At 69.6% G+C, this 22,220-nt stretch carries 14 protein-coding genes, 1 tRNA gene and 2 rRNA genes (1 of these 17 only partly in view); 13 read left to right on the top strand and 4 right to left on the bottom strand.

Annotated features, from left to right (window positions below):
• From AB5J51_RS12675 to AB5J51_RS12660, 4 genes are all read left to right on the top strand, one after another.
• Nucleotides 1–1,489, top strand: a 23S ribosomal RNA gene (locus AB5J51_RS12675); it begins 1,635 nt to the left of the window's first position.
• A gap of 76 nt (nt 1,490–1,565) precedes the next feature.
• Nucleotides 1,566–1,682 (top strand): 5S ribosomal RNA (gene rrf, locus AB5J51_RS12670).
• 5 nt (nt 1,683–1,687) lie between these two features.
• A tRNA-Thr gene (locus tag AB5J51_RS12665) sits at nt 1,688–1,763 on the top strand.
• A gap of 186 nt (nt 1,764–1,949) precedes the next feature.
• Nucleotides 1,950–2,552, top strand: a complete 603-nt coding sequence (locus AB5J51_RS12660) for an HdeD family acid-resistance protein (protein WP_136226887.1) — start codon at nt 1,950–1,952, stop codon at nt 2,550–2,552.
• A gap of 7 nt (nt 2,553–2,559) precedes the next feature.
• Here AB5J51_RS12660 and AB5J51_RS12655 read toward each other — a convergent pair whose 3' ends face one another.
• Nucleotides 2,560–5,121: a SpoIIE family protein phosphatase gene (locus tag AB5J51_RS12655; protein ID WP_136226889.1), complete on the bottom strand. Its 2,562-nt coding sequence runs from the start codon at nt 5,119–5,121 to the stop codon at nt 2,560–2,562.
• 192 nt (nt 5,122–5,313) lie between these two features.
• Here AB5J51_RS12655 and AB5J51_RS12650 point away from each other — a divergent pair, with 192 nt between their 5' ends.
• The 9 genes from AB5J51_RS12650 (at nt 5,314) to AB5J51_RS12610 (ending at nt 19,680) form a co-directional block, all read left to right on the top strand.
• Nucleotides 5,314–10,845, top strand: a complete 5,532-nt coding sequence (locus AB5J51_RS12650; protein WP_199828190.1) for a HAMP domain-containing protein — start codon at nt 5,314–5,316, stop codon at nt 10,843–10,845.
• Between the two features lie 277 nt (nt 10,846–11,122).
• Nucleotides 11,123–11,800, top strand: coding sequence for a two-component system response regulator (locus tag AB5J51_RS12645; protein WP_053790483.1), 678 nt, complete (start codon nt 11,123–11,125; stop codon nt 11,798–11,800).
• Between the two features lie 143 nt (nt 11,801–11,943).
• Nucleotides 11,944–14,715: a DNA translocase FtsK gene (locus AB5J51_RS12640; RefSeq protein WP_369777748.1), complete on the top strand. Its 2,772-nt coding sequence runs from the start codon at nt 11,944–11,946 to the stop codon at nt 14,713–14,715.
• A gap of 217 nt (nt 14,716–14,932) precedes the next feature.
• Nucleotides 14,933–15,829 carry a helix-turn-helix domain-containing protein gene (locus tag AB5J51_RS12635; RefSeq protein ID WP_053790484.1) on the top strand — a complete coding sequence of 299 codons (897 nt, stop codon included), beginning with the start codon at nt 14,933–14,935 and terminating at the stop codon, nt 15,827–15,829.
• Nucleotides 15,830–15,944: 115 nt separating this feature from the next.
• On the top strand, nt 15,945–17,441 hold the full coding sequence (gene rimO / locus AB5J51_RS12630; RefSeq protein ID WP_053790485.1) for a 30S ribosomal protein S12 methylthiotransferase RimO: 1,497 nt from the start codon (nt 15,945–15,947) through the stop codon (nt 17,439–17,441).
• Complete coding sequence (gene pgsA / locus AB5J51_RS12625; protein ID WP_053790486.1) at nt 17,438–18,094, top strand: CDP-diacylglycerol--glycerol-3-phosphate 3-phosphatidyltransferase; 657 nt, start codon at nt 17,438–17,440, stop codon at nt 18,092–18,094. The genes rimO and pgsA overlap by 4 nt, the downstream gene beginning before the upstream one ends.
• Nucleotides 18,095–18,180: 86 nt before the next feature.
• The gene (locus AB5J51_RS12620; protein WP_369780250.1) at nt 18,181–18,681 is read left to right on the top strand and encodes a CinA family protein; all 501 of its coding nucleotides are present in this window, start codon (nt 18,181–18,183) and stop codon (nt 18,679–18,681) included.
• 109 nt (nt 18,682–18,790) lie between these two features.
• Entirely contained in the window at nt 18,791–19,171 is a 381-nt protein-coding gene (locus AB5J51_RS12615; RefSeq protein ID WP_030301503.1) for a helix-turn-helix domain-containing protein, read from the top strand.
• Between the two features lie 257 nt (nt 19,172–19,428).
• Complete coding sequence (locus AB5J51_RS12610; protein ID WP_136226910.1) at nt 19,429–19,680, top strand: hypothetical protein; 252 nt, start codon at nt 19,429–19,431, stop codon at nt 19,678–19,680.
• Here AB5J51_RS12610 and AB5J51_RS12605 read toward each other — a convergent pair.
• The 3 genes from AB5J51_RS12605 to AB5J51_RS12595 all read right to left on the bottom strand — a co-directional run bounded on the left by AB5J51_RS12605 (nt 19,628) and on the right by AB5J51_RS12595 (nt 22,089).
• Nucleotides 19,628–20,398, bottom strand: a complete 771-nt coding sequence (locus AB5J51_RS12605) for an SDR family NAD(P)-dependent oxidoreductase (protein ID WP_369777747.1) — start codon at nt 20,396–20,398, stop codon at nt 19,628–19,630. The two genes, AB5J51_RS12610 and AB5J51_RS12605, sit on opposite strands and share 53 nt — an antisense overlap.
• A gap of 36 nt (nt 20,399–20,434) precedes the next feature.
• Nucleotides 20,435–21,232, bottom strand: coding sequence for an Fpg/Nei family DNA glycosylase (locus tag AB5J51_RS12600; protein ID WP_136226893.1), 798 nt, complete (start codon nt 21,230–21,232; stop codon nt 20,435–20,437).
• A gap of 167 nt (nt 21,233–21,399) precedes the next feature.
• Entirely contained in the window at nt 21,400–22,089 is a 690-nt protein-coding gene (locus AB5J51_RS12595) for a hypothetical protein (protein WP_053790488.1), read from the bottom strand.
• Nucleotides 22,090–22,220: the final 131 nt, after the last annotated feature.

Here is a 22,220-nt window from a genome sequence, read left to right as displayed (position 1 = left end):
GATGGGGTGACGCAGGAAGGTAGTCCAGCCCGGGCGGTGGTTGTCCCGGGGTAAGGGTGTAGGCCGAGGGGTAGGCAAATCCGTCCCTCATATAAGGCTGAGACCTGATGCCGAGCCGATTGTGGTGAAGTGGATGATCCTATGCTGTCGAGAAAAGCCTCTAGCGAGTTTCATGGCGGCCCGTACCCTAAACCGACTCAGGTGGTCAGGTAGAGAATACCGAGGCGTTCGGGTGAACTATGGTTAAGGAACTCGGCAAAATGCCCCCGTAACTTCGGGAGAAGGGGGGCCATCACTGGTGATCGGACTTGCTCCGTGAGCTGGGGGTGGCCGCAGAGACCAGCGAGAAGCGACTGTTTACTAAAAACACAGGTCCGTGCGAAGCCGTAAGGCGATGTATACGGACTGACGCCTGCCCGGTGCTGGAACGTTAAGGGGACCGGTTAGTGCGCTTTCGGGCGTGCGAAGCTGAGAACTTAAGCGCCAGTAAACGGCGGTGGTAACTATAACCATCCTAAGGTAGCGAAATTCCTTGTCGGGTAAGTTCCGACCTGCACGAATGGCGTAACGACTTCTCGACTGTCTCAACCATAGGCCCGGTGAAATTGCACTACGAGTAAAGATGCTCGTTTCGCGCAGCAGGACGGAAAGACCCCGGGACCTTTACTACAGTTTGATATTGGTGTTCGGTTCGGCTTGTGTAGGATAGGTGGGAGACTTTGAAACCCCAACGCCAGTTGGGGTGGAGTCGCCGTTGAAATACCACTCTGGTCGTGCTGGATGTCTAACCTCGGTCCGTGATCCGGATCAGGGACAGTGTCTGATGGGTAGTTTAACTGGGGCGGTTGCCTCCCAAAGGGTAACGGAGGCGCCCAAAGGTTCCCTCAGCCTGGTTGGCAATCAGGTGTTGAGTGTAAGTGCACAAGGGAGCTTGACTGTGAGACCGACGGGTCGAGCAGGGACGAAAGTCGGGACTAGTGATCCGGCGGTGGCTTGTGGAAGCGCCGTCGCTCAACGGATAAAAGGTACCCCGGGGATAACAGGCTGATCTTCCCCAAGAGTCCATATCGACGGGATGGTTTGGCACCTCGATGTCGGCTCGTCGCATCCTGGGGCTGGAGTCGGTCCCAAGGGTTGGGCTGTTCGCCCATTAAAGCGGTACGCGAGCTGGGTTTAGAACGTCGTGAGACAGTTCGGTCCCTATCCGCTGTGCGCGTAGGAATATTGAGAAGGGCTGTCCCTAGTACGAGAGGACCGGGACGGACGAACCTCTGGTGTGCCAGTTGTCCTGCCAAGGGCATGGCTGGTTGGCTACGTTCGGGAGGGATAACCGCTGAAAGCATCTAAGCGGGAAGCCTGCTTCAAGATGAGTATTCCCACCTCCTTGAGAGGGTAAGGCTCCCAGTAGACGACTGGGTTGATAGGCCAGATGTGGAAGCCCGGTAACGGGTGGAGCTGACTGGTACTAATAGGCCGAGGGCTTGTCCTCAGTTGCTCGCGTCCACTGTGTTAGTTCTGAAATAACGAACAGCTGTGTTCATGCCAGCGTTCAAATTTCATAGTGTTTCGGTGGTCATAGCGTTAGGGAAACGCCCGGTTACATTCCGAACCCGGAAGCTAAGCCTTTCAGCGCCGATGGTACTGCAGGGGGGACCCTGTGGGAGAGTAGGACGCCGCCGAACAACCCGCCCTTTTAGCTCAGTCGGTAGAGCGTCTCCATGGTAAGGAGAAGGTCAACGGTTCGATTCCGTTAAAGGGCTCCAAAGAAAAGGCCCCCGCCTTATGGCGGGGGCCTTTTTGCATTTCCGGGAGTCGGCTGCTCCGTTGTCCCCGTACGCCGGACGGGCGGGTTGCACCACAGCTCTCTAAAATGGGCGCGAAGGGTGGACAAGGCACGACCGGCGGCTACGAGGTGCCCTGAGGGGCGCCCGGCAGGCTTGGGAGGCGTGATGACCGTACCCTCTGGCACGGCGGCACCGCAGCACAGGCAGAGCGACCCCGAGGACGTCCTCAAGCAGGTCGGAGGTACCTGGCACTGGGCACTCGGCTTCGCCCTCGCGACCCTGATTCCAGGCATTCTGGTACTCGTCTGGCCCGATGAGACGCTGCACATCCTGGCCGTCATCATCGGTCTGCAGCTTCTTGTGGCGGGTGTCTTCCGTTTCGTGGCCGCCTTCTCGCACAGCAGCGACGGCGGCAGCAGACTGGCCGCCGTTCTGGTCTCCATGCTGGCGTTCCTGGCCGGCGTCCTGGTACTGCGGCATCCGATGCAGACGATCGGTGCGCTTTCCCTGATCCTCGGGGTGTTCTGGCTGCTGACCGGAGTGCTCACCGCGTACACCGCGATCGCAGACCGCACGCTCTTCCACCGGGGTCTGCTCTTCGGCCTGGGCGTTCTCGCCGCCGTCGCCGGAATCGTCGTCCTCTGCTTCCCGGTGGATTCGGCGGTCGCGCTGACACGGCTGCTGGGACTCTGGCTCGTCCTGCTGGGCGTGTTCGAAGTGGTGATGGCCTTCGCCCTGCGCTCCGCCACCCGCCACTCGAGGCCCTAGCGGTGCCTTAGTCGCTCTCGCGCTGGTGGGGGACGCGGAAGGCCAGGATGGCCATGTCGTCCGAGGCGGGTTCGGCCGCGAAGCGTTCCACTGCACGCAGGACGCGGGAGGCGACGGCGCCGGCGGTGAGGCCCGTGCACGTGGTGAGGACCTCCGCGAGGCCGTCGTCGCCCAGCATGCGGGTGCCCTCACGGCGTTCCGTCACGCCGTCCGTGACGCAGAGGAGGACGTCGCCCGGGTCCAGGGTGAGGGTCTGCTCGTAGAGGTCGAGGTCGTCGATCACGCCGAGCAGGGGTTGCGGGTCCGCGGCGGGGGTGACCTGGCCGTCCGGACGCAGCCGGAGCGGCAGCGGGTGGCCTGCGCAGACGACCTTCATCAGGGCGCCGCCGTCCGGCTGGGGGTGGAGCTCGCCGTACAGGAGGGTGAGGAAGCGGCTGCGGGCGCCCTCGTCGAGGATGGCCGCGTTGAGCCGCTCCAGTACCGCCGGGCCGCCCAGTCCTTCGCGGGCCAGGAGGCGCAGGGCGTGCCGGGCGAGGCCGGTGACGGCGGCCGCCTCGGGGCCCGTACCGCAGACGTCGCCGATGGCGAAGCCGTACGCTCCGTCGCGGATCGGGAAGACGTCGTAGAAGTCGCCGCCCACCTCGTTGCCCTCGCCGGCCGCGCGGTAGATGACCTCGACCTCCATGCCGGGGATGGCGGGGGAGCCGGGCGGGAGCAGGCTGCGCTGCAGGGATCGGCTGATGGCGGTGCGCTCGGAGTAGAGGCGGGCGTTGTCGAGGGCGAGGGCGGCGCGGCGCGACAGGTCCTCGGCGAGTTCGAGGATCTCCTGGCGGAAGTGCTCCTCGGACGGTTTGCCGAGGGTGAGCATGCCGATCACGCGGTTGCGGGCCAGGAGGGGGAGGACGACGGTCTCCCCGCCGACCGCCGAGGTCGTCGCGGGCCAGGGGCGGGCGCCGGCCTCGCGGACCGGTTCGGGCGGGCTGACCCGGGAGAGGAGGGCCTTGAGGCCGTCGATGCGTTCCTCGTCCTCGTGCAGGACGTACGAGAGGTACGGGTCGGAGGACTGGTCGGCGATGGTGTAGACGGCGCACCAGGTGGCCAGGGTCGGGACGGTCATCTGGGCCATGAGGGCCAGGGTCTGGTCCCGGTCGAGGGTGCCGGCGAGCAGGTCGGAGGCCTCGACGAGGAAGGACAGGGAGCCGCGGCGCAGGCGTTCCAGTTCGCCGAGGCGGGCGGATTCGACGGCGAGGGCGATGCGGTCGGCGGCGAACTGGAGGCGCAGGGCCTCGGCGTTCGAGTAGCGGCCGGGGTTCTCGGTGGCGACGCCGAGCGAGCCGGTGAGCCGGCCTTCGACCTTGAGCGGGACGGTGATGACCGAGCGCATGCCGGTGGCCTCCAGGAGCGGGACGGCTCCGGGGACGGCGGCGAGGTCGTCGTGGACGGCGGGCATGCGGGCGGAGCCGTACCGGTTGGTGCCGGCCTCGACGGGGACGCGGGCGAAGCGCTGGCGGGTGGAGGGGAGCCCGGTGGTGGCGCGGACCTCGAGCTCCGTCTCGTCGTCGGTGGCCAGCAGCAGGAAGGCGGCGTCGGCGTCGAGCATGTCACGGGCGCGTTCGACGGTGCGCTGGAGGAGTCCGTCGAGGTCGTCGGGGGCGGGGGAGCCGATGAAGACCTCGAAGGGGTCCGCGGGGCGGGGCTCGGTGAACTGGAGGCTGTCGGAGGGCGCCACCCGTACGGGGGTCTGGAGCAGGGCCCGCTCGTCGTCGTGGACCAGCAGGCAGACGATGGAGGGCTCCCCGTGGGCATCGCGGACCCGCAGGTGGGAGGCGTACACGGGGATCACGCGGCCGTCGGCGCCACGGATGCCGTAGCTGCCCTCCCAGCGGGACAGGCGCAGGGCCTCGGCGATGCCGGTGCCGGTGCCGGGGGTCTGGGGCCAGGCGGCGAGCTCGGCGAGGGGCCGGCCGAGGACCTTCTCGGCGGCGTAGCCGAAGACGTGCTCGGCGTCCTCGTTCCAGGCGGAGATGGCGTCGGAGGCGTCGATCTGGAGGACGGCGACGCGGACCCGGCTGTCGGCGAGCGGGAGGAGCCGGTCCGGGACGACGGGTCCGGCGGATCGGGTACCGACCGGCCGGTCCGGGAGGTCGAGCCGGAACCACACGTGTTTGTGGGTGGCGGTGTACTCGACGCCCCAGCGGGTGGCGAGGGCGGCGCAGAGCATCAGCCCGCGGCCGTTCTCGCGGTCGGGGTCGGCGTACGGGCGCTCGCCGGGGTGGCGGAGCGGGAGCTCGCGTTCGGGATAGCGGTCGGCGATCTCGACGCGTACGCCGTCCCCGGAGCGCAGGCACAGCACCTCGGCCTTGGTTCCGGCGTGGACCACGGCGTTGGTGACGAGCTCGCTGGTGAGGACCACGGCGTCGTCGACGATGTCCGCGAAACCCCAGCCCTGGAGGGTGTCGCGGACGAACGCGCGGGCCGCAGCGACCGAGCGCCCGAGGGGGTCGAAGCTGGCAGCCGCCCGAGCCGTGATCACGAGTCTCCTTCGACGCGGTTGGACATCGGATGCCAGGTTACTTACCTTCGCGGTCGGCCAGGTGCCGTCGTCCGGGATTCCACCCGCAGGGTGCGGCCGGTGTGCGATGGTGCCGAAGTGTTATGGCCGGGTTCGGCCAGGGTGAAACACTGGGCAGGATCGGATAGCCGGGCGTGCGACTCGCCGGGTGTCGGTGGAACAGCGGTCGACCCTTTCGGGAGGGACACGGTGGAGTCTGGCGCAGCGGTGCGGCGTACGGGAACGCGCCCGAAAGGCGGGAGGTCCCGCCGGAACGGCACGACGGAAGTCGATACCGCCGCCCTGAACCGGCTGCTCACGGCCCTGGTGTCGATGCGGGACGGGAATTTCCGCAAGCGGCTGACGGTGTCCGGCGAGGGCGTGATGGCGGAGATCGCCGCCGTCTACAACGAGGTCGCCGACCGCAACCTCCATCTGACGGGAGAGCTCTCCCGGGTGCGGCGGATGGTGGGCCGCGAGGGGAAGCTGAGCGAACGGCTGGAAACAGGTGCCTGCGAGGGCTCCTGGGCGGCCGCGATCGATGCCTCGAACCAGCTGGTGGACGATCTTGCCCGGCCGGTGTCCGAGGTGGGCCGGGTGCTGTCGGCGGTCGCCGAGGGTGATCTGGACCAGCGGATGGACCTGCGGACGCAGACGGCGGACGGGGCCGGGCATCCGCTGCGCGGTGAGTTCCTGAAGGTCGGGCGTACGGTCAACAACCTGGTCGACCAGCTGTCCGCGTTCACCGACGAGGTGACGCGTGTGGCGCTGGAGGTGGGTACCGAGGGCAAACTCGGCGGTCAGGCCCAAGTGCGCGGAATGTCGGGTTCTTGGAAGGATCTGACCGACTCCGTCAACACGATGGCGTACCGGCTCACCGCTCAGGTGCGTGATATCGCTCTCGTCACGACGGCGGTCGCGAAGGGCGATCTGTCGCGCAAGGTCACGGTGCACGTGGCCGGCGAGATGCTCCAGCTGAAGAACACCGTGAACACGATGGTGGACCAGCTGTCGTCGTTCTCCTCCGAGGTGACGCGGGTCGCCCGTGAGGTGGGTACGGAGGGTGAGCTCGGCGGCCAGGCGAAGGTGCCCGGGGTCGCGGGCGTGTGGAAGGACCTGACCGACTCCGTCAACACGATGGCGGGCAACCTGACGGCCCAGGTGCGCGGGATCGCGCAGGTCACGACGGCCGTCGCCAATGGTGACCTGTCGCAGAAGGTACGGGTCAGCGCGCGCGGCGAGGTGGCGCAGCTGGCCGAAACGATCAATCAGATGACGGAGACCCTGCGGACCTTCGCGGACGAGGTCACGCGTGTGGCCAGCGAGGTCGGGGCGAAGGGCCTGCTGGGCGGTCAGGCACAGGTGCCCGGTGCGGCGGGTACGTGGAAGGACCTCACCGATTCGGTGAACACGGTCTTCCGCAACCTCACCACGCAGGTGCGGGACATCGCGCAGGTGACGACCGCGGTGGCCAACGGCGACCTCTCGCAGAAGGTCACGGTCGACGTGGCCGGCGAGATGCTGGAGCTGAAGAACACCGTCAACACGATGGTGGACCAGCTGCAGTCCTTCGGTGCGGAAGTGACGCGTGTGGCCCGTGAGGTCGGCGTCGAGGGTGAGCTGGGCGGTCAGGCGCAGGTGCCGGGTGCGGCGGGTACGTGGAAGGACCTCACCGATTCGGTGAACACCGCCTTCCGCAACCTCACCGGACAGGTGCGCAACATCGCGCAGGTGACGACGGCGGTGGCCAACGGCGACCTGTCGCAGAAGGTCACCGTGGACGTCTCGGGCGAGATGCTCCAGCTGAAGAACACCGTGAACACGATGGTGGACCAGCTCTCCAGCTTCGCCGACCAGGTCACGCGGATGGCGCGGGACGTGGGTACGGAAGGCCGCCTCGGCGGTCAGGCCCGGGTGGAGGGGGTCTCCGGGACGTGGAAGGAGCTCACCGACTCCGTCAACTTCATGGCCGGGAACCTGACCTCCCAGGTGCGCCAGATCGCGCAGGTGACGACGGCGGTGGCCCGTGGTGACCTGTCGCAGAAGATCGACGTGGATGCGCGCGGCGAGATCCTGGAGCTGAAGAACACCATCAACACGATGGTCGACCAGCTCTCGGCCTTCGCCGAGCAGGTGACCCGGGTGGCCCGGGACGTGGGTACGGAGGGCCGGCTCGGCGGTCAGGCGCAGGTGCCCGGGGTGGCCGGTGTCTGGCGCGACCTGACCGATTCCGTGAACGGCATGGCCGGGAACCTGACCTCGCAGGTGCGCAACATCGCGCAGGTCGCGACGGCGGTGGCCCGTGGTGACCTGTCGCAGAAGATCGACGTGGATGCGCGCGGCGAGATCCTGGAGCTGAAGAACACCCTCAACACGATGGTGGACCAGCTCTCGAACTTCGCGGAGCAGGTGACGCGGGTGGCCCGCGAGGTGGGCACCGAGGGCATCCTGGGCGGCCAGGCGGAGGTGAAGGGGGTCTCCGGCACCTGGAAGGACCTCACGCAGTCCGTCAACTTCATGGCGAACAACCTGACTTCTCAGGTGCGCAACATCGCCGAGGTGACGACGGCGGTCGCGATGGGCGATCTCTCCAAGAAGATCACCGTGGACGCCAAGGGCGAGATCCTCGAGCTGGTCACGACCGTGAACACGATGGTGGACCAACTGTCCTCGTTCGCCGAGCAGGTGACGCGGGTGGCCCGCGAGGTGGGTTCCGAGGGCATCCTCGGCGGCCAGGCCCGGGTGCGCGGGGTGACGGGCATCTGGAAGGACCTGACCGACAACGTCAACCTGATGGCCAACAACCTGACCTCGCAGGTGCGCAACATCTCGCAGGTCTCGGCGGCGGTCGCCAACGGTGATCTGACGAAGAAGGTCACGGTCGAGGCGCGCGGCGAGGTCGCGCAGCTCGCCGACACCGTGAACACGATGGTGAAGACCCTGTCCTCCTTCGCGGACGAGGTCACGCGCGTGGCCCGCGAGGTGGGCACGGAGGGCCGCCTGGGCGGCCAGGCGCACGTGCCGGGTGTTTCGGGTACGTGGAAGGACCTCACCGACTCGGTGAACTTCATGGCCTCCAACCTGACCGGCCAGGTGCGGCAGATCGCCATGGTCACGACCGCCATCGCCAAGGGCGACATGACCAAGAAGATCGACATCGACGCCCGGGGCGAGATCCTGGAGCTCAAGACGACGATCAACACGATGGTCGACCAGCTGTCCTCGTTCGCCGACCAGGTGACCAGGGTGGCCCGCGAGGTGGGCACCGAGGGGATCCTGGGCGGTCAGGCGCGGGTCAGGGACGTGGACGGCACCTGGCGCGACCTCACGGAGTCCGTGAACGAGATGGCCGGGAACCTGACCCGGCAGGTGCGCGCGATCGCGGCCGTGGCGACCGCGGTGACCCGCGGTGACCTCAACCTGAAGATCGACGTGGACGCGGCGGGCGAGATCCAGGTCCTCCAGGACAACATCAACACGATGATCGCGAACCTGCGCGACACCACCTTGGCCAACAAGGAACAGGACTGGCTGAAGGGCAACCTCGCCCGGATCTCCGCCCTGATGCAGGGCCGTCGCGAGCTGGACGACGTGGCCTCGCTGATCATGAGCGAGCTGACCCCGGTGGTCTCGGCGCAGCACGGGGCGTTCTTCCTGGCGCTGCCGTCGGGCGGCACCACCGAGATCGGGACCGAGGGCGGTCCCGACGGTGCGTACGAGCTGCGGATGCGCGGGAGTTACGCGTACGCGGGCGGTCAGATGCCCACCTCCTTCCGGCCGGGGGAGGGGCTGATCGGGACCGTGGCGGAGGAGAAGCGGACGATCCTCGTCGAGAACACCCCGCCCGGTTACCTGAAGATCTCCTCGGGGCTCGGGGAGGCGCCGCCGGCGCACGTGATCGTGCTGCCGGTGCTGTTCGAGGGGAAGGTGCTCGGCGTCATCGAGCTGGCGTCCTTCCAGCCCTTCACGCAGATCCAGAAGGACTTCCTGAGCCAGATCGCCGAGATGATCGGCACGAGCGTCAACACGATCAGCGTCAACTCCAAGACGGAGATGCTGCTCAAGCAGTCGCAGGAGATGACCGAGCAGCTGCGCGAGCGTTCCGACGAGTTGGAGAACCGGCAGAAGGCGCTCCAGGCGGCCAACGCCGAACTCGAGGAGAAGGCCGAGCTGCTGGCCCAGCAGAACCGGGACATCGAGGTGAAGAACACCGAGATCGAGGAGGCCCGGCAGGTCCTGGAGGAGCGCGCCGAGCAGCTGGCGGTCTCGATGCGCTACAAGTCCGAGTTCCTGGCGAACATGTCGCACGAGCTGCGGACGCCGCTCAACTCGCTGCTGATCCTGGCCAAGCTGCTCGCCGACAACGCGGACGAGAACCTGTCGCCGAAGCAGGTGGAGTTCGCGGAGACCATCCACGGTGCGGGTTCCGACCTGTTGCAGCTGATCAACGACATCCTGGACCTGTCGAAGGTCGAGGCGGGGAAGATGGACGTCTCGCCGACGCGGATCGCGCTGGTCCAGCTCGTGGACTACGTGGAGGCCACCTTCCGGCCGCTGACCGCGGAGAAGGGCCTGGACTTCTCGGTCCGGGTCTCCCCGGAGCTGCCCGCGACCCTGCACACGGACGAGCAGCGCCTCCTCCAGGTGCTGCGCAACCTGCTGTCGAACGCGGTGAAGTTCACCGACACCGGGGCGGTGGAGCTGGTGATCCGGCCCGCCGGTTCGGACGTGCCGGCGGCGATCCGGGAGCAGTTGCTCGAGGCCGGTTCGCTGCGCGAGGCGGACGGGGACCTGATCGCCTTCTCGGTGACGGACACCGGGATCGGGATCGCGGCGAGCAAGATGCTGGTGATCTTCGAGGCGTTCAAGCAGGCCGACGGAACCACCAGCAGGAAGTACGGCGGTACGGGCCTGGGGCTGTCGATCAGTCGGGAGATCGCCCGGCTGCTGGGCGGGGAGATCCACGCGGCGAGCGAGCCCGGCCGCGGGTCCACGTTCACGCTGTACCTGCCGCTGCACCCGAGCGAGCTGCCGCCGCAGGGGTACGCGCCGCCCACGCCCGGCGGCGGCCGCGGTGAGGTGTACCGCAGGCAGGTCGACGGGCCGCGGCCCGCGCTGCCGGCGGCCCCGGCGGCGCCCGCCGCCTCGGCGCAGGTGCAGCCGCAGCATGCGCGGCCCGGGGTGCCGGCCGCCGAGGCGGCCGGTCAGGGACAGGGCGGCGCTGCGCTGTTCCGGCGGCGGCGCAAGGCGCTGAGCGACCTGGAGCCGCGTACGGCGGTGCCGGGGCAGCCGAACGCGCAGGGGCCCGAGGACGGCTGGGCCAATCCGGAAGAAGAGCTTCCGGTGGTGCCCCGGACGTATGACTTCCACGGTGAGAAGGTGCTCATCGTGGACGACGACGTCCGCAACGTCTTCGCGCTGACTAGTGTCCTGGAGCAGCACGGACTGGCGGTCCTCTACGCGGAGAACGGCCGGGAGGGCATCGAGGTCCTGGAGCAGCACGACGATGTGACCGTCGTGCTGATGGACATCATGATGCCCGAGATGGACGGTTATGCGACGACCTCGGCGATCCGGCGGATGCCGCAGTTCGCCGGTCTGCCGATCATCGCGCTGACGGCGAAGGCGATGAAGGGGGACCGGGAGAAGGCGATCGATTCCGGTGCTTCCGACTATGTCACCAAGCCGGTCGACCCGGACTATCTGCTGTCGGTGATGGAGCAGTGGATGCGCGGCAAGTGAGCGCCTGCAGAGCGCTCTGATACCAATTGCTGACTGACTGTGGTGAAAACGGTGTGGAAGGGCGGGAGACGGGGAACCTTCTGCTCTCCCACACCGTTTCTGCTTCGTGCACAGTGACATCTTGGTGACAGGGTGTGGCGATCTCGGGACTGGGGCTACGATGACCGGCACAAGGACGGACGGCGTAAGGATGCCGTCCTCTTCTGGGGCGGGGCCCGGCGTACAGGCCGGTGCCAGGAGCCGGGGAGGCCCCATGCCGGGGCGAGGAGGACAGGGCATGGTGCAGAAGGCCAAGATCCTCCTGGTCGACGACCGGCCGGAGAATCTGCTGGCGCTGGAGGCCATCCTCTCCGCGCTCGATCAGACACTGGTCCGGGCGTCGTCGGGGGAGGAAGCGCTCAAGGCGCTGCTGACGGACGATTTCGCGGTCATCCTGCTGGACGTGCAGATGCCCGGGATGGACGGATTCGAGACGGCCGCGCACATCAAGCGGCGCGAGCGGACCCGGGACATCCCGATCATCTTCCTCACCGCGATCAACCACGGTCCGCACCACACGTTCCGCGGTTACGCCGCCGGCGCGGTGGACTACATCTCCAAGCCCTTCGACCCGTGGGTACTGCGGGCCAAGGTCTCGGTGTTCGTCGAGCTGTACACCAAGAACTGCCAGCTCAGGGAGCAGGCGGCGCTGCTGCGCCTCCAGCTCGAGGGCGGCGGCTCGGGCGGGGACAGCAAGGAGACGGCCGGCCTGCTGGCCGAGCTCTCCGCGCGGCTCGCGGCGGTCGAGGAACAGGCCGAGGCCCTGACCAAGCAGCTCGGCGAGGAATCGGCCGATGCCTCGGTCGTGGCGACCGCGGCCCATCTGGAGCGCAAGCTCACCGGTCTGCGCCGGGCGCTCGATGCGCTCGAGCCCGGGACCGGCGGGGGAGCGCCGGTGCTGCCCGCGCAGAGCTGAGCGCGTCGAGGCGCTGACGGCCCGGCCGTTCGGACGGTGCCGGGTCTGGCGGTGCGTCAAAGCACCGACACGGCACGCGACACGAACGGGTGAAGGGGTGGGCACGCGTGTCCACCGGCGCGCGCACCGGTAACCTCGGCCCCATGGCCTCACGTACGTCCGGCAAGGGTTCCCAGAGCACTGCGGGCACCGCGAAGGGCCGCACCGGCCGGACGACGGCGCCGGCGAAGAAGGCGGCCCCCGCCCGCAAGCCCGCCGCGAAGAAAGCCGCGGCGCCCCGGCGCGCCCCCGTCAAGAAGGTGCCGCCCAAGCCCGCGCCGTCCCCGACCGGGGGCGTGGTGCGGCTGGTGCGCGCCCTGTGGCTGGGCTGTGCGCACGCCGTCGGCGCGGTGTTCCGCGGGATCGGCCAGGGTGCCAAGAACCTCGACCCCGCCCACCGCAAGGACGGCGTCGCGCTGCTGCTGCTCGCCCTCGCGCTGATCGTCGCCGCCGGTACCTGGTCGAACCTGAGCGGTCCCGTCGGGGATCTGGTCACCATGCTGGTCACCGGCGCCTTCGGACGACTGGATCTGCTCGTGCCGATCCTGCTCGGCGTCATGGCGGTACGTTTCATCCGCCATCCCGAACAGCCCGATGCCAACGGCCGGATCGGCGTCGGTCTGTCCGCGCTCGTCATCGGCGTGCTCGGCCTCGTGCACATCGCCTGCGGGGCGCCGGGCCGGGACGAGGGCACCACCGCCATGCAGGACGCGGGCGGGCTGATCGGCTGGGGCGCCTCGAAGCCGCTGATCTTCACCATGGGTGCGCCGCTGGCCGTGCCGATGCTGGTGCTGCTCACGGTTTTCGGGCTGCTCGTGGTCACGGCGACCCCGGTGAACGCGATCCCGCAGCGGCTTCGGCGGCTCGGCATCCGGCTGGGGATCATCGCCCCGAACCAGTACGACGAGGGCTTCGGGGAGGACGGCGCCGCCGTCCGGCACGACCCCGAGCAGTGGCGGGCCCGGTCGGGAGCTGCCGGTTCGGGTGACCCCGCCGACCGCGATCCCGCCGATGCCGCCGAGGAGCAGGCGCTCGCCCGGCGGCGGCGCCCCCGGCGGACCCCGGCCCGGCCGGCCGCCGAGCGGGAGATGGACGCCGTCGACGTGGCCGCCGCGGCCGCCGCCGCGCTGGACGGGGCGGTCTACGGCGGGATGCCGCCCTCCCCGCTCGTGGCCGACCTGACCCACGGCATCTCCGTCGAGCGCGCGGGCGTGGAGATCACCGCTCCGGTGCCGCCCGCCCGGGAGGAGCGTCCCAGGGCCGCCGCCCCGGAGCCGGCAGAGCCGCCGCACGACACCACGGCCGCGGCTTCCGGGACCTTGTCGGTGCCGGACCTCACCAAAGCCCCTCCGCCGCCCCAGCCGCTGCCGCCCCGCGCCGAGCAGCTCCAGCTGCGCGGGGACATCACGTACGCACTGCCCTCGCTCGACCTGCTGGAGAAGGGCGGGCCCGGCAAGACCCGCAGCGCCGCCAACGACGCCGTGGTCGCCTCCCTGCGCAACGTGTTCACCGAGTTCAAGGTGGACGCGGACGTCACCGGCTTCACCCGGGGGCCGACGGTCACCCGGTACGAGGTCACCCTGGGCGCGGCGGTCAAGGTCGAGCGGATCACCGCCCTGACCAAGAACATCGCGTACGCCGTGGCCTCGCCGGACGTCCGGATCATCAGCCCGATCCCCGGCAAGTCGGCGGTCGGCATCGAGATCCCGAACACCGACCGCGAGATGGTCAACCTGGGGGACGTGCTCCGGCTGGCGGACGCGGCCGAGGACGACCACCCGATGCTGGTGGCCCTCGGCAAGGACGTCGAGGGCGGCTACGTCATGGCCAACCTCGCGAAGATGCCGCACGTGCTCGTCGCCGGCGCCACCGGCTCCGGAAAGTCCTCCTGCATCAACTGCCTGATCACCTCGGTGATGGTGCGGGCCACCCCGGAGGACGTCCGGATGGTGCTCGTCGACCCCAAGCGGGTCGAGCTGACGGCGTACGAGGGCATCCCGCACCTGATCACGCCGATCATCACCAACCCCAAGCGGGCCGCCGAGGCGCTCCAGTGGGTCGTGCGCGAGATGGACCTGCGCTACGACGACCTGGCCGCCTTCGGCTACCGGCACATCGACGACTTCAACCAGGCCATCCGGGACGGCAAGATCAAACTGCCGCCGGGCAGCGAGCGGGAGCTCAGCCCGTACCCGTACCTGCTGGTGATCGTCGACGAGCTCGCCGACCTGATGATGGTGGCCCCGCGGGACGTCGAGGACTCGATCGTCCGGATCACCCAGCTGGCCCGCGCGGCCGGCATCCACCTGGTGCTCGCCACCCAGCGGCCCTCGGTGGACGTGGTCACCGGCCTGATCAAGGCGAACGTGCCCTCGAGGCTCGCGTTCGCCACCTCCTCGCTCGCCGACAGCCGGGTCATCCTCGACCAGCCGGGCGCCGAGAAGCTCATCGGCAAGGGGGACGGGCTGTTCCTGCCGATGGGAGCGAACAAGCCGGTCCGCCTCCAGGGCGCCTTCGTCACCGAGGACGAGATCGCCGGGATCGTGCAGCACTGCAAGGACCAGATGGCCCCGGTCTTCCGGGACGACGTCACCGTCGGGCAGAAGCAGAAGAAGGAGATCGACGAGGAGATCGGCGACGACCTGGACCTGCTGTGCCAGGCGGCCGAGCTGGTGGTCTCCACGCAGTTCGGGTCGACCTCGATGCTCCAGCGCAAGCTCCGGGTGGGCTTCGCGAAGGCCGGGCGGCTCATGGACCTGATGGAGTCGCGGGGGATCGTCGGGCCGAGCGAGGGGTCGAAGGCACGCGACGTGCTGGTCAAGGCGGACGAGCTGGACGGGGTCCTCGCCGTCATCCGGGGAGAGACCCAACCGTAATTCTCGGGCGGGCAACCGTTTCCCTTGGGTCCGCGTCAAGTTGAGGGAGGTGGCGGCACCGTGCCCCGTGCCGGTCCGCCGCAGCACCCGGACTTCCTGCACTGTTCGGATTGCCATTCGGATGGCGTAGGAAGTCCACCCTCCGGTTGCTCCACCCTTTCGTCACCCCCCTAGACTGGACATCCAGCAGGTGGCTACACGCTCGAAAGGCGCCCTCGTGTCCATCGGCAACTCCAACTCCCCCGAAGATGAGCGGCCTTCGACCGACGACCGGTCCGAGGACCGCATCATCGAACCCACAGTCGAAGGACCGTCCATCGGGACGGCCCTGAAGAAGGCCCGGATCGCCGCCGGGCTCACTGTCGACGAGGTCAGTTCCACCACCCGCGTGCGCATCCCGATCGTGCACGCGATCGAAGCTGACGATTTCACGCGGTGCGGCGGCGACGTATACGCCCGCGGTCACATCCGTACGCTCGCCCGCGCCGTCCACCTCGACCCCGAACCCCTGGTCGACGCGTACGACGCCGCCCACGGCGGCCGGCCGGCGCCCACGCCCGCCGCGCCGATGTTCGACGCCGAGCGCATCCGTCCCGAGCGGCAGCGGCCCAACTGGACCGCGGCCATGGTCGCCGCCATCGTCGCCGTCATCGGCTTCGTGGGCTTCACCGCTTTCGGCGGCGGCGACGCGAAGGACAAGCGGCCGGTGGCGGAAGGTTCCGCCTCCCCGCAGCCCGCACCCAAGCAGTCGGCAGGCAAGCCCGCCGCCCAGCCCCAGCAGACCCCGAAGGCGCCCCAGCCGGAGCCCTCGGACAGTGCCATCGCCGCCGCGCCCAAGGACCTCGTCACGGTCGTCCTGACGGCCAACGAGGGCGAGAGCTGGGTCTCGGCGAAGGACCACAGCGGCCGGCTGCTGTTCGACGGCACGCTGACCCCGGGCCAGTCCAAGACCTTCACGGACAAGGAATCCATCGACCTCGTCCTCGGCGACGCCGGGGTCGTGAAGCTCTTCGTGAACGGCAAGGAGATCAAGGACGATTTCCAGCCCGGTCAGGTGGAACGCCTCACATACACCAAGGACGACCCCCGCCAGGGAGCCGCACAGGCGGGCTGATATAGCGCTGAATGCTTGATTCCGGGTCCCCGGGGTGCTGCGCCGCACCCCGGGGATCTTGGTTTACCGGGACTTGGGGCGGGGGTCGGTGTTTGGACAAAGTAGTCTTGAGTCCATGCCCGAACGCCGTACCGTCGCCCTTGTCACTCTTGGCTGCGCCCGTAACGAGGTGGACTCGGAGGAGCTCGCAGGCCGCTTGGCGGCGGATGGCTGGGAGCTCGTCGAGGACGCCGCCGATGCGGACGTAGCCGTCGTCAACACCTGCGGCTTCGTCGAAGCCGCCAAAAAGGACTCCGTAGACGCCCTGCTGGAAGCCAACGATCTCAAGGATCACGGCAAGACCCAGGCCGTCGTCGCCGTCGGCTGCATGGCCGAGCGCTACGGCAAGGAGCTCGCCGAGGCGCTGCCCGAGGCCGACGGCGTGCTCGGCTTCGACGACTACGCCGACATCTCCGACCGCCTGCAGACCATCCTCAACGGCGGCATCCACGCCTCCCACACCCCGCGTGACCGGCGCAAGCTGCTCCCGATCAGCCCCGCGGCCCGCCAGGACACCGAGGTGGCGCTGCCCGGCCACGCCCAGTCGGCGCCCGCCGAGGAGCCGGCCGAAGCCCCCGCCGACCTGCCGGACGGGCTCGCGCCCGCCTCCGGGCCGCGCGCGCCGCTGCGCCGCCGCCTGGACAAGAGCCCGGTCGCGTCGGTCAAGCTCGCCTCCGGCTGCGACCGCCGCTGCTCCTTCTGCGCCATCCCGTCCTTCCGCGGCTCCTTCATCTCCCGCCGCCCCAGCGACGTGCTGGGCGAGACGCGCTGGCTTGCCGAGCAGGGCGTCAAGGAGATCATGCTGGTCTCCGAGAACAACACCTCGTACGGCAAGGACCTCGGCGACATCCGCCTGCTGGAGACCCTGCTGCCCGAGCTGGCCGAGGTGGACGGCATCGAGCGCGTCCGCGTCAGCTACCTGCAGCCCGCCGAGATGCGGCCCGGCCTGATCGACGTGCTGACCTCGACCCCCAAGGTCGTGCCGTACTTCGACCTGTCCTTCCAGCACTCGGCCCCCGACGTGCTGCGCGCCATGCGCCGCTTCGGTGACACCGACCGGTTCCTGGAGCTGCTGGACACCATCCGCACCAAGGCCCCGCAGGCCGGCGTCCGGTCCAACTTCATCGTCGGCTTCCCCGGCGAGAAGGAGTCGGACTTCGCCGAGCTGGAGCGTTTCCTCACCCACGCGCGGCTCGACGCGATCGGCGTCTTCGGCTACTCCGACGAGGACGGCACCGAGGCCGTCACGTACGACGGCAAGCTGGACGAGGACACGATCGCCGAGCGGCTCGCCCACATGCAGCGGCTCGCCGAGGAGCTCACCTCGCAGCGCGCGGAGGAGCGGATCGGGGAGATGCTGGAGGTACTCGTCGAGTCCGTCGAGGCGGTTGACGACGAGGGCGACGGCGCCTACGGGCGTGCCGCGCACCAGGCGCCCGAGACCGATGGCCAGGTCGTCTTCACGGACAGCACGGGCCTGGTGCCCGGCCGTATCGTGACGGCCAAGGTGGTCGGCACGCTGGGCGTGGACCTGGTGGCCGAGCCCCTGCATCTCGAGGAGGCGGCCGGATGACCGGAGTCCCGGCATCTGCGGCGGGCGGGACCGGCCGCCGGCCCGCGCCCGGCGCGAAGCTGGGGGCTGCGGCGGTCGATCAGGCCAGCCTGTGGAACATCGCCAACATCCTGACGATGATCCGGCTGGTCCTGGTGCCGGGATTCGTGTTGCTCCTCCTCGCCGACGGCGGGTACGACCCGGTGTGGCGCGCGTGGGCCTGGGCCGCCTTCGCCGTCGCCATGATCACGGACATCTTCGACGGGCACCTGGCCCGTACGTACAACCTGGTCACGGACTTCGGGAAGATCGCCGACCCCATCGCCGACAAGGCGATCATGGGGTCGGCGTTGATCTGTCTCTCCTGGCTGGGCGACCTGCCCTGGTGGGTGACCGGGCTGATCCTCGGGCGGGAACTCGGGATCACGCTCATGCGTTTCTGGGTCATCAGGTACGGCGTGATTCCCGCCAGCCGGGGCGGCAAGCTCAAGACCCTGGCCCAGGGGACGGCGGTGGGGATGTACGTGCTCGCACTGACCGGGGCCCTGGCGACCATGCGCTTCTGGGTGATGGCGGTCGCCGTCGTGCTGACCTTGGTCACCGGTTTGGATTACATCCGCCAGGCCGTGGTGCTGCGGCGCAAGGGTCTGGCTGCGGAGCGGGCCGCGAGGTGACACAACCGGTGGGGGAATCTCCGGTGGCCGGTGGGGCGGCTCCGGACGCCGCGGGGGCGGCGGCCGGGACCGGGGACACCGCCGCGATCGCTGCGGAGGTGCTGCGCCTCCTTGCGGAGAGTGACCAGACCCTCGCCGTCGCCGAGTCGCTGACCGGCGGGATGGTCGCCGCGGAACTCACGGCCGTCGCCGGGGCCTCCCGCTCCTTCCGCGGCTCGGTCACGGCGTACGCGACGGAGCTGAAGCACCTGCTCCTGGGCGTGGACGCCGGGCTGCTGGCCGCCGAAGGGGCGGTGAACGCGCAGGTCGCGGAGGAGATGGCGACCGGGGTACGGCGCGTCCTGGGGGCTTCGTGGGGGATCGCGACCACCGGGGTGGCCGGTCCGGACCCGCAGGACGGGCAGCCGGTGGGCACCGTTTTCATCGCCGTGGCGGGTCCGGCGGGCAGGAAAACCGTCCCGCTGAGGTTGAACGGCTCCCGTACGGAAATCCGTAGGGAGAGTGCACGGACAGTGCTCGAACTGCTCTCGAGCGAACTCCGCGAGAATGTGCGGGGGCAGGATACGGAACAGAACGGGGGGATTTGATGTTTGCAGCCCTGAGTGAACACGACATAGCTCCCCGCACGGCCGCGGCGCGAGGCGGTACGGTGGGGCGTGAAGGATGCGGCTACACGGTCAGAGGAGGGAGCCACCGATGATTCTGCTCCGTCGCCTGCTGGGTGACGTGCTGCGTCGGCAGCGCCAGCGCCAGGGCCGTACTCTGCGCGAAGTCTCCTCGTCCGCCCGAGTTTCTCTCGGCTATCTTTCCGAGGTGGAGCGGGGGCAGAAGGAGGCATCCTCCGAGCTGCTCTCCGCGATCTGCGACGCGTTGGACGTACGGATGTCCGAGCTGATGCGCGAGGTCAGCGACGAGCTGTCGCTGGCTGAGCTGGCGCAGTCGGCCGCGGCAAGCGAACCGGTGACGGTGCCGGTCCGCCCGATGCTCAATTCGGTCTCCGTGACTTCGGTCGCGGGTGGTCCGGAGCGGGTGACCATCAAGGCGCCTGCGGAAGCGGTGAATGTCGTAGCCGCGTGAGCTCGATGCGCGAGCTGTGAAGAAATGAGCGTGGCCGGAGCCCCGGTCGGTGCGTGACGCACCGACCGGGGCTCCGTGCCGTTCGCTGCGCCCGCTCGTACGGGGCTTTGCGGTGGGCCGGGGGCCCGGGCGGGCTCGCCGGCCGCCGTGCTGTTCTGGGTGCGGGGTCGGAGGGGTTGCGGGACGATGGTCCCGTCCGGGTCCCCGGTCGCTGGGAGGCGTCCGTGCGGCGATTACTCATACCCCTCGCGCTGGCGATGGGCGTGCTGTGGTGGTGGGCGGTGCTGCGCCTGGCGCTGGCCCCGGGCGAGTCGGGGCCGGTGGAGGGCGCGGTCGCCGTGGGCGGCTGGGGGCTGGGCCTGCTGCCGGTGCACTGCACGCCGCGGCCCGTACGCAGGGCACTGCGGGCGGCGGGCGACGGACCCCGGGGGGATGTGGCGGCGGCCGACCGGGCGGCTACCAGGGCATCGACACTCCCCCGTTCGGGCGGAGGATCTGGCCCGTCATGAAGGACGAGGCGTCCGAGGCGAGGTAGAGCACGGCCTGGGCGATGTCCTCGGGCTCGCCGACGCGGCGCAGGGGGGACATCCGGACCATCGCGGCCTCGGTCTGCTCCTGGACCTCGGGGCTGTGCCGCCCGGTCATCGGGGTGCGGATCCAGCCCGGGGCGACGGCGTTGACACGGATGCCGTGGGGGCCGGCCTCGGTGGCGAGGGTCTTGGTGAGCTGGACGACGGCGGCTTTGGCGGCGCTGTAACAGAGCAGGCCGGGCTGGGCGGCGTCCACGGCGCCGGAGGCCATGGTGACGATCGAGCCGGGGCGACCGGCCGAGATCATGGCGCGGGCGGCCTCCTGGCAGGTGCGCAGTATCCCCTTGAAGTTGATGTCCAGGACCCGGTCGAGGTCCTCGTCGGAGGTCTCCAGGACGCTGCTGGTGTGCATGATCCCGGCGATGGCGGCGGTGATGTCGAGCGGTCCGGCGACTGCGACGGCGGCGCGCAGGGCTGCGCGGTCGGTGACGTCGAGGGGGTGGACGGTGGCGGATCCGCCGGCCTTGGCGACGAGGTCCGCCGTCTCGGCGAGGCCGGGCTCGTCGCGGTCGGCGCAGTGCACGGCGGCGCCCGCCCCGGCGAGGAGCACGGCGGTGGCGCGGCCTATGCCGCTCGCGGCGCCGGTGATGAGGGCGGTCCGGCCGGAGAGGTCGTACGGGGCTCTGGGTGTGGGCATGCCGGGACCGTACGACCGCATCTGACGGAGCGTCAACTAGGCCGTAGGGCCGGGTTGGCAGTGGGGGCACCAGTAGGTCGGGCGGTCGTTCTGCGGGGCCTCGCGGACGGGGGTGCCGCAGCGCAGGCAGGGGCGGTGCGCACGGCCGTAGACGAAGAGCTCCTGGCCGGGGCGGTGGCTGCCGGTGGTGTTGCGGATCCGGCGGTCGCCGATGTTGGCGCGCAGCAGGCGGTGGGCGGCGCCGGCGAGGCGGACGGCGGTGGTCGCGGGGTCGGGGAGGTCGCCGACGGGGGTCCAGGGGGTGACCTGGGCCAGGAAGCAGAGCTCGCTCTTGTAGATGTTGCCGATGCCGGCGAGGTTGCGCTGGTCGAGCAGGGCCTCGCCGAGCGGGCGCCCGGGGGCGGCGAGGAGGCGGGCGGCGGCCTGGTCGGCGTCCCAGTCGGGGCCGAGGAGATCGGGGCCGAGGTGGCCGACGGCGCGGTCCTCGTCGGCGGTGCGGAGCAGCTCGACGACCGGGAGGCGGTAGCCGACGGCCGTGTGTCCGGTGGTGGCGAGGACGACGCGGATCTCGTGGGCGGGGCCGCCGTGCCACTTCTCGTGCGCGGCGAAGACGTGCCAGGCGCCGTCCATGCCCAGGTGGGTGTGGAGGGTGAGGCCGCCCTCGAAGCGGGCGAGGAGGTGTTTGCCGCGCGGGGTGACGTCCAGGGTGGTGCGGCCGCTGAGGTCGGAGGTGGCGAAGCGGGGGACGCGCAGGTCGCAGCGGGTCAGCTCGTGGCCGGCGAGGGCCGCGTGCAGCCGGGCCGCGGCGCGCCAGACGCTGTCTCCTTCGGGCATGGCGCCATTGTCGCCCCGAAGGGGGCCGGGGGTGGTGCGCGGTGGCCGGCGCGTGGTGCGCGGTGGGCCGGGACGGCCGGAGCCCCCGCCGCGCTGTGGCGCGGGCGGGGGCTCGTCGTCGGGAAGGGGGAGGTGCGGAGGTGACCGCTACCGCTTCCGCCGTGCCGTTACTTCCAGAAGAGGCCCTTGCCGTCGTTCAGGTTGTTGTACGGGTCGCCCCAGTACTCGGCGCCGACCACCTTCGTCTGGGCCGAGGGCGCCAGGGCGATCGCGCAGCTGGTCTGCGTCTGGCCGTTGGTGAAGCCCTTCGGCAGCGACTCGTCCTTGCACTTCTCGAACTTGCCGATGACGGAGACGCCCTGGGCCTCGGAGCCGTCCGGGAGCAGGCCCTTCATGTGGCCCACGGAGGCGTACGAGAGGTCCACGGTGCCGATGTTCTTGACCGAGTAGCGGATGTAGTAGGGGATCATCCCCTTGACCTTGTCGCCCAGCTTGAGCGCGTCCAGGTCGGCCGGCTGGCCCTGCTCGACGGCGGTGACGGTGAGGGCGAGGGTGCCGCCCTTGGTGCTGCCGTAGCTGAACGGCACCTGCGCCGTCTCGCCGATCTTGAAGGTCTGGCCGGGCTTCGCCTGGCCCGCCGCGCCTGCGGGGGCCTGGCCGCCGCCGGTGGAGGGGCTGGCCGGGGTGCTGGGCTGCGCGGACTCCTGCCCGCCCTGGCTCGGCTGGGCGGCGGGCGCGCTCGACTGCGCGGGTGCGACCTCTTCGTTGCCGTTCTTGCAGCCGGTGAGGGTCAGGGTTCCGGCAACCGCCAGACCGATTACGCCCGTTGCCGCTCGCCGCATGGTGTTGGTGCTCACTTTTCTGGTCCCCCATGAGTGTGATCTTTTGATGTGGCATCGTCACGCTCGATGCCTGCGGTGATCTTGATAGTCCAGAAAGGGGCGGGGCTGCCAGCTGAGAAGGGCTTCGTGACGTGCTCAAGACATAA

This window comes from Streptomyces sp. R33, assembly GCF_041200175.1.
Lineage (GTDB): Bacteria > Actinomycetota > Actinomycetes > Streptomycetales > Streptomycetaceae > Streptomyces > Streptomyces katrae_B.
The sequence above is the reverse complement of the archived record's forward strand: the minus strand, read 5'-3'. Positions and strand labels throughout refer to the sequence as shown.

Coding starts and splice junctions, on each gene's coding strand:
- AB5J51_RS12660 (WP_136226887.1), top strand. CDS start 1,950: ATGACCGTACCCTCTGGCACGGCGGCACCGCAGCACAGGCAGAGCGAC.
- AB5J51_RS12640 (WP_369777748.1), top strand. CDS start 11,944: ATGGCCTCACGTACGTCCGGCAAGGGTTCCCAGAGCACTGCGGGCACC.
- AB5J51_RS12610 (WP_136226910.1), top strand. CDS start 19,429: ATGGGCGTGCTGTGGTGGTGGGCGGTGCTGCGCCTGGCGCTGGCCCCG.
- pgsA (WP_053790486.1), top strand. CDS start 17,438: ATGACCGGAGTCCCGGCATCTGCGGCGGGCGGGACCGGCCGCCGGCCC.
- AB5J51_RS12615 (WP_030301503.1), top strand. CDS start 18,791: ATGATTCTGCTCCGTCGCCTGCTGGGTGACGTGCTGCGTCGGCAGCGC.
- AB5J51_RS12600 (WP_136226893.1), bottom strand. CDS start 21,232: ATGCCCGAAGGAGACAGCGTCTGGCGCGCCGCGGCCCGGCTGCACGCG.
- AB5J51_RS12605 (WP_369777747.1), bottom strand. CDS start 20,398: ATGCCCACACCCAGAGCCCCGTACGACCTCTCCGGCCGGACCGCCCTC.
- AB5J51_RS12645 (WP_053790483.1), top strand. CDS start 11,123: ATGGTGCAGAAGGCCAAGATCCTCCTGGTCGACGACCGGCCGGAGAAT.
- rimO (WP_053790485.1), top strand. CDS start 15,945: ATGCCCGAACGCCGTACCGTCGCCCTTGTCACTCTTGGCTGCGCCCGT.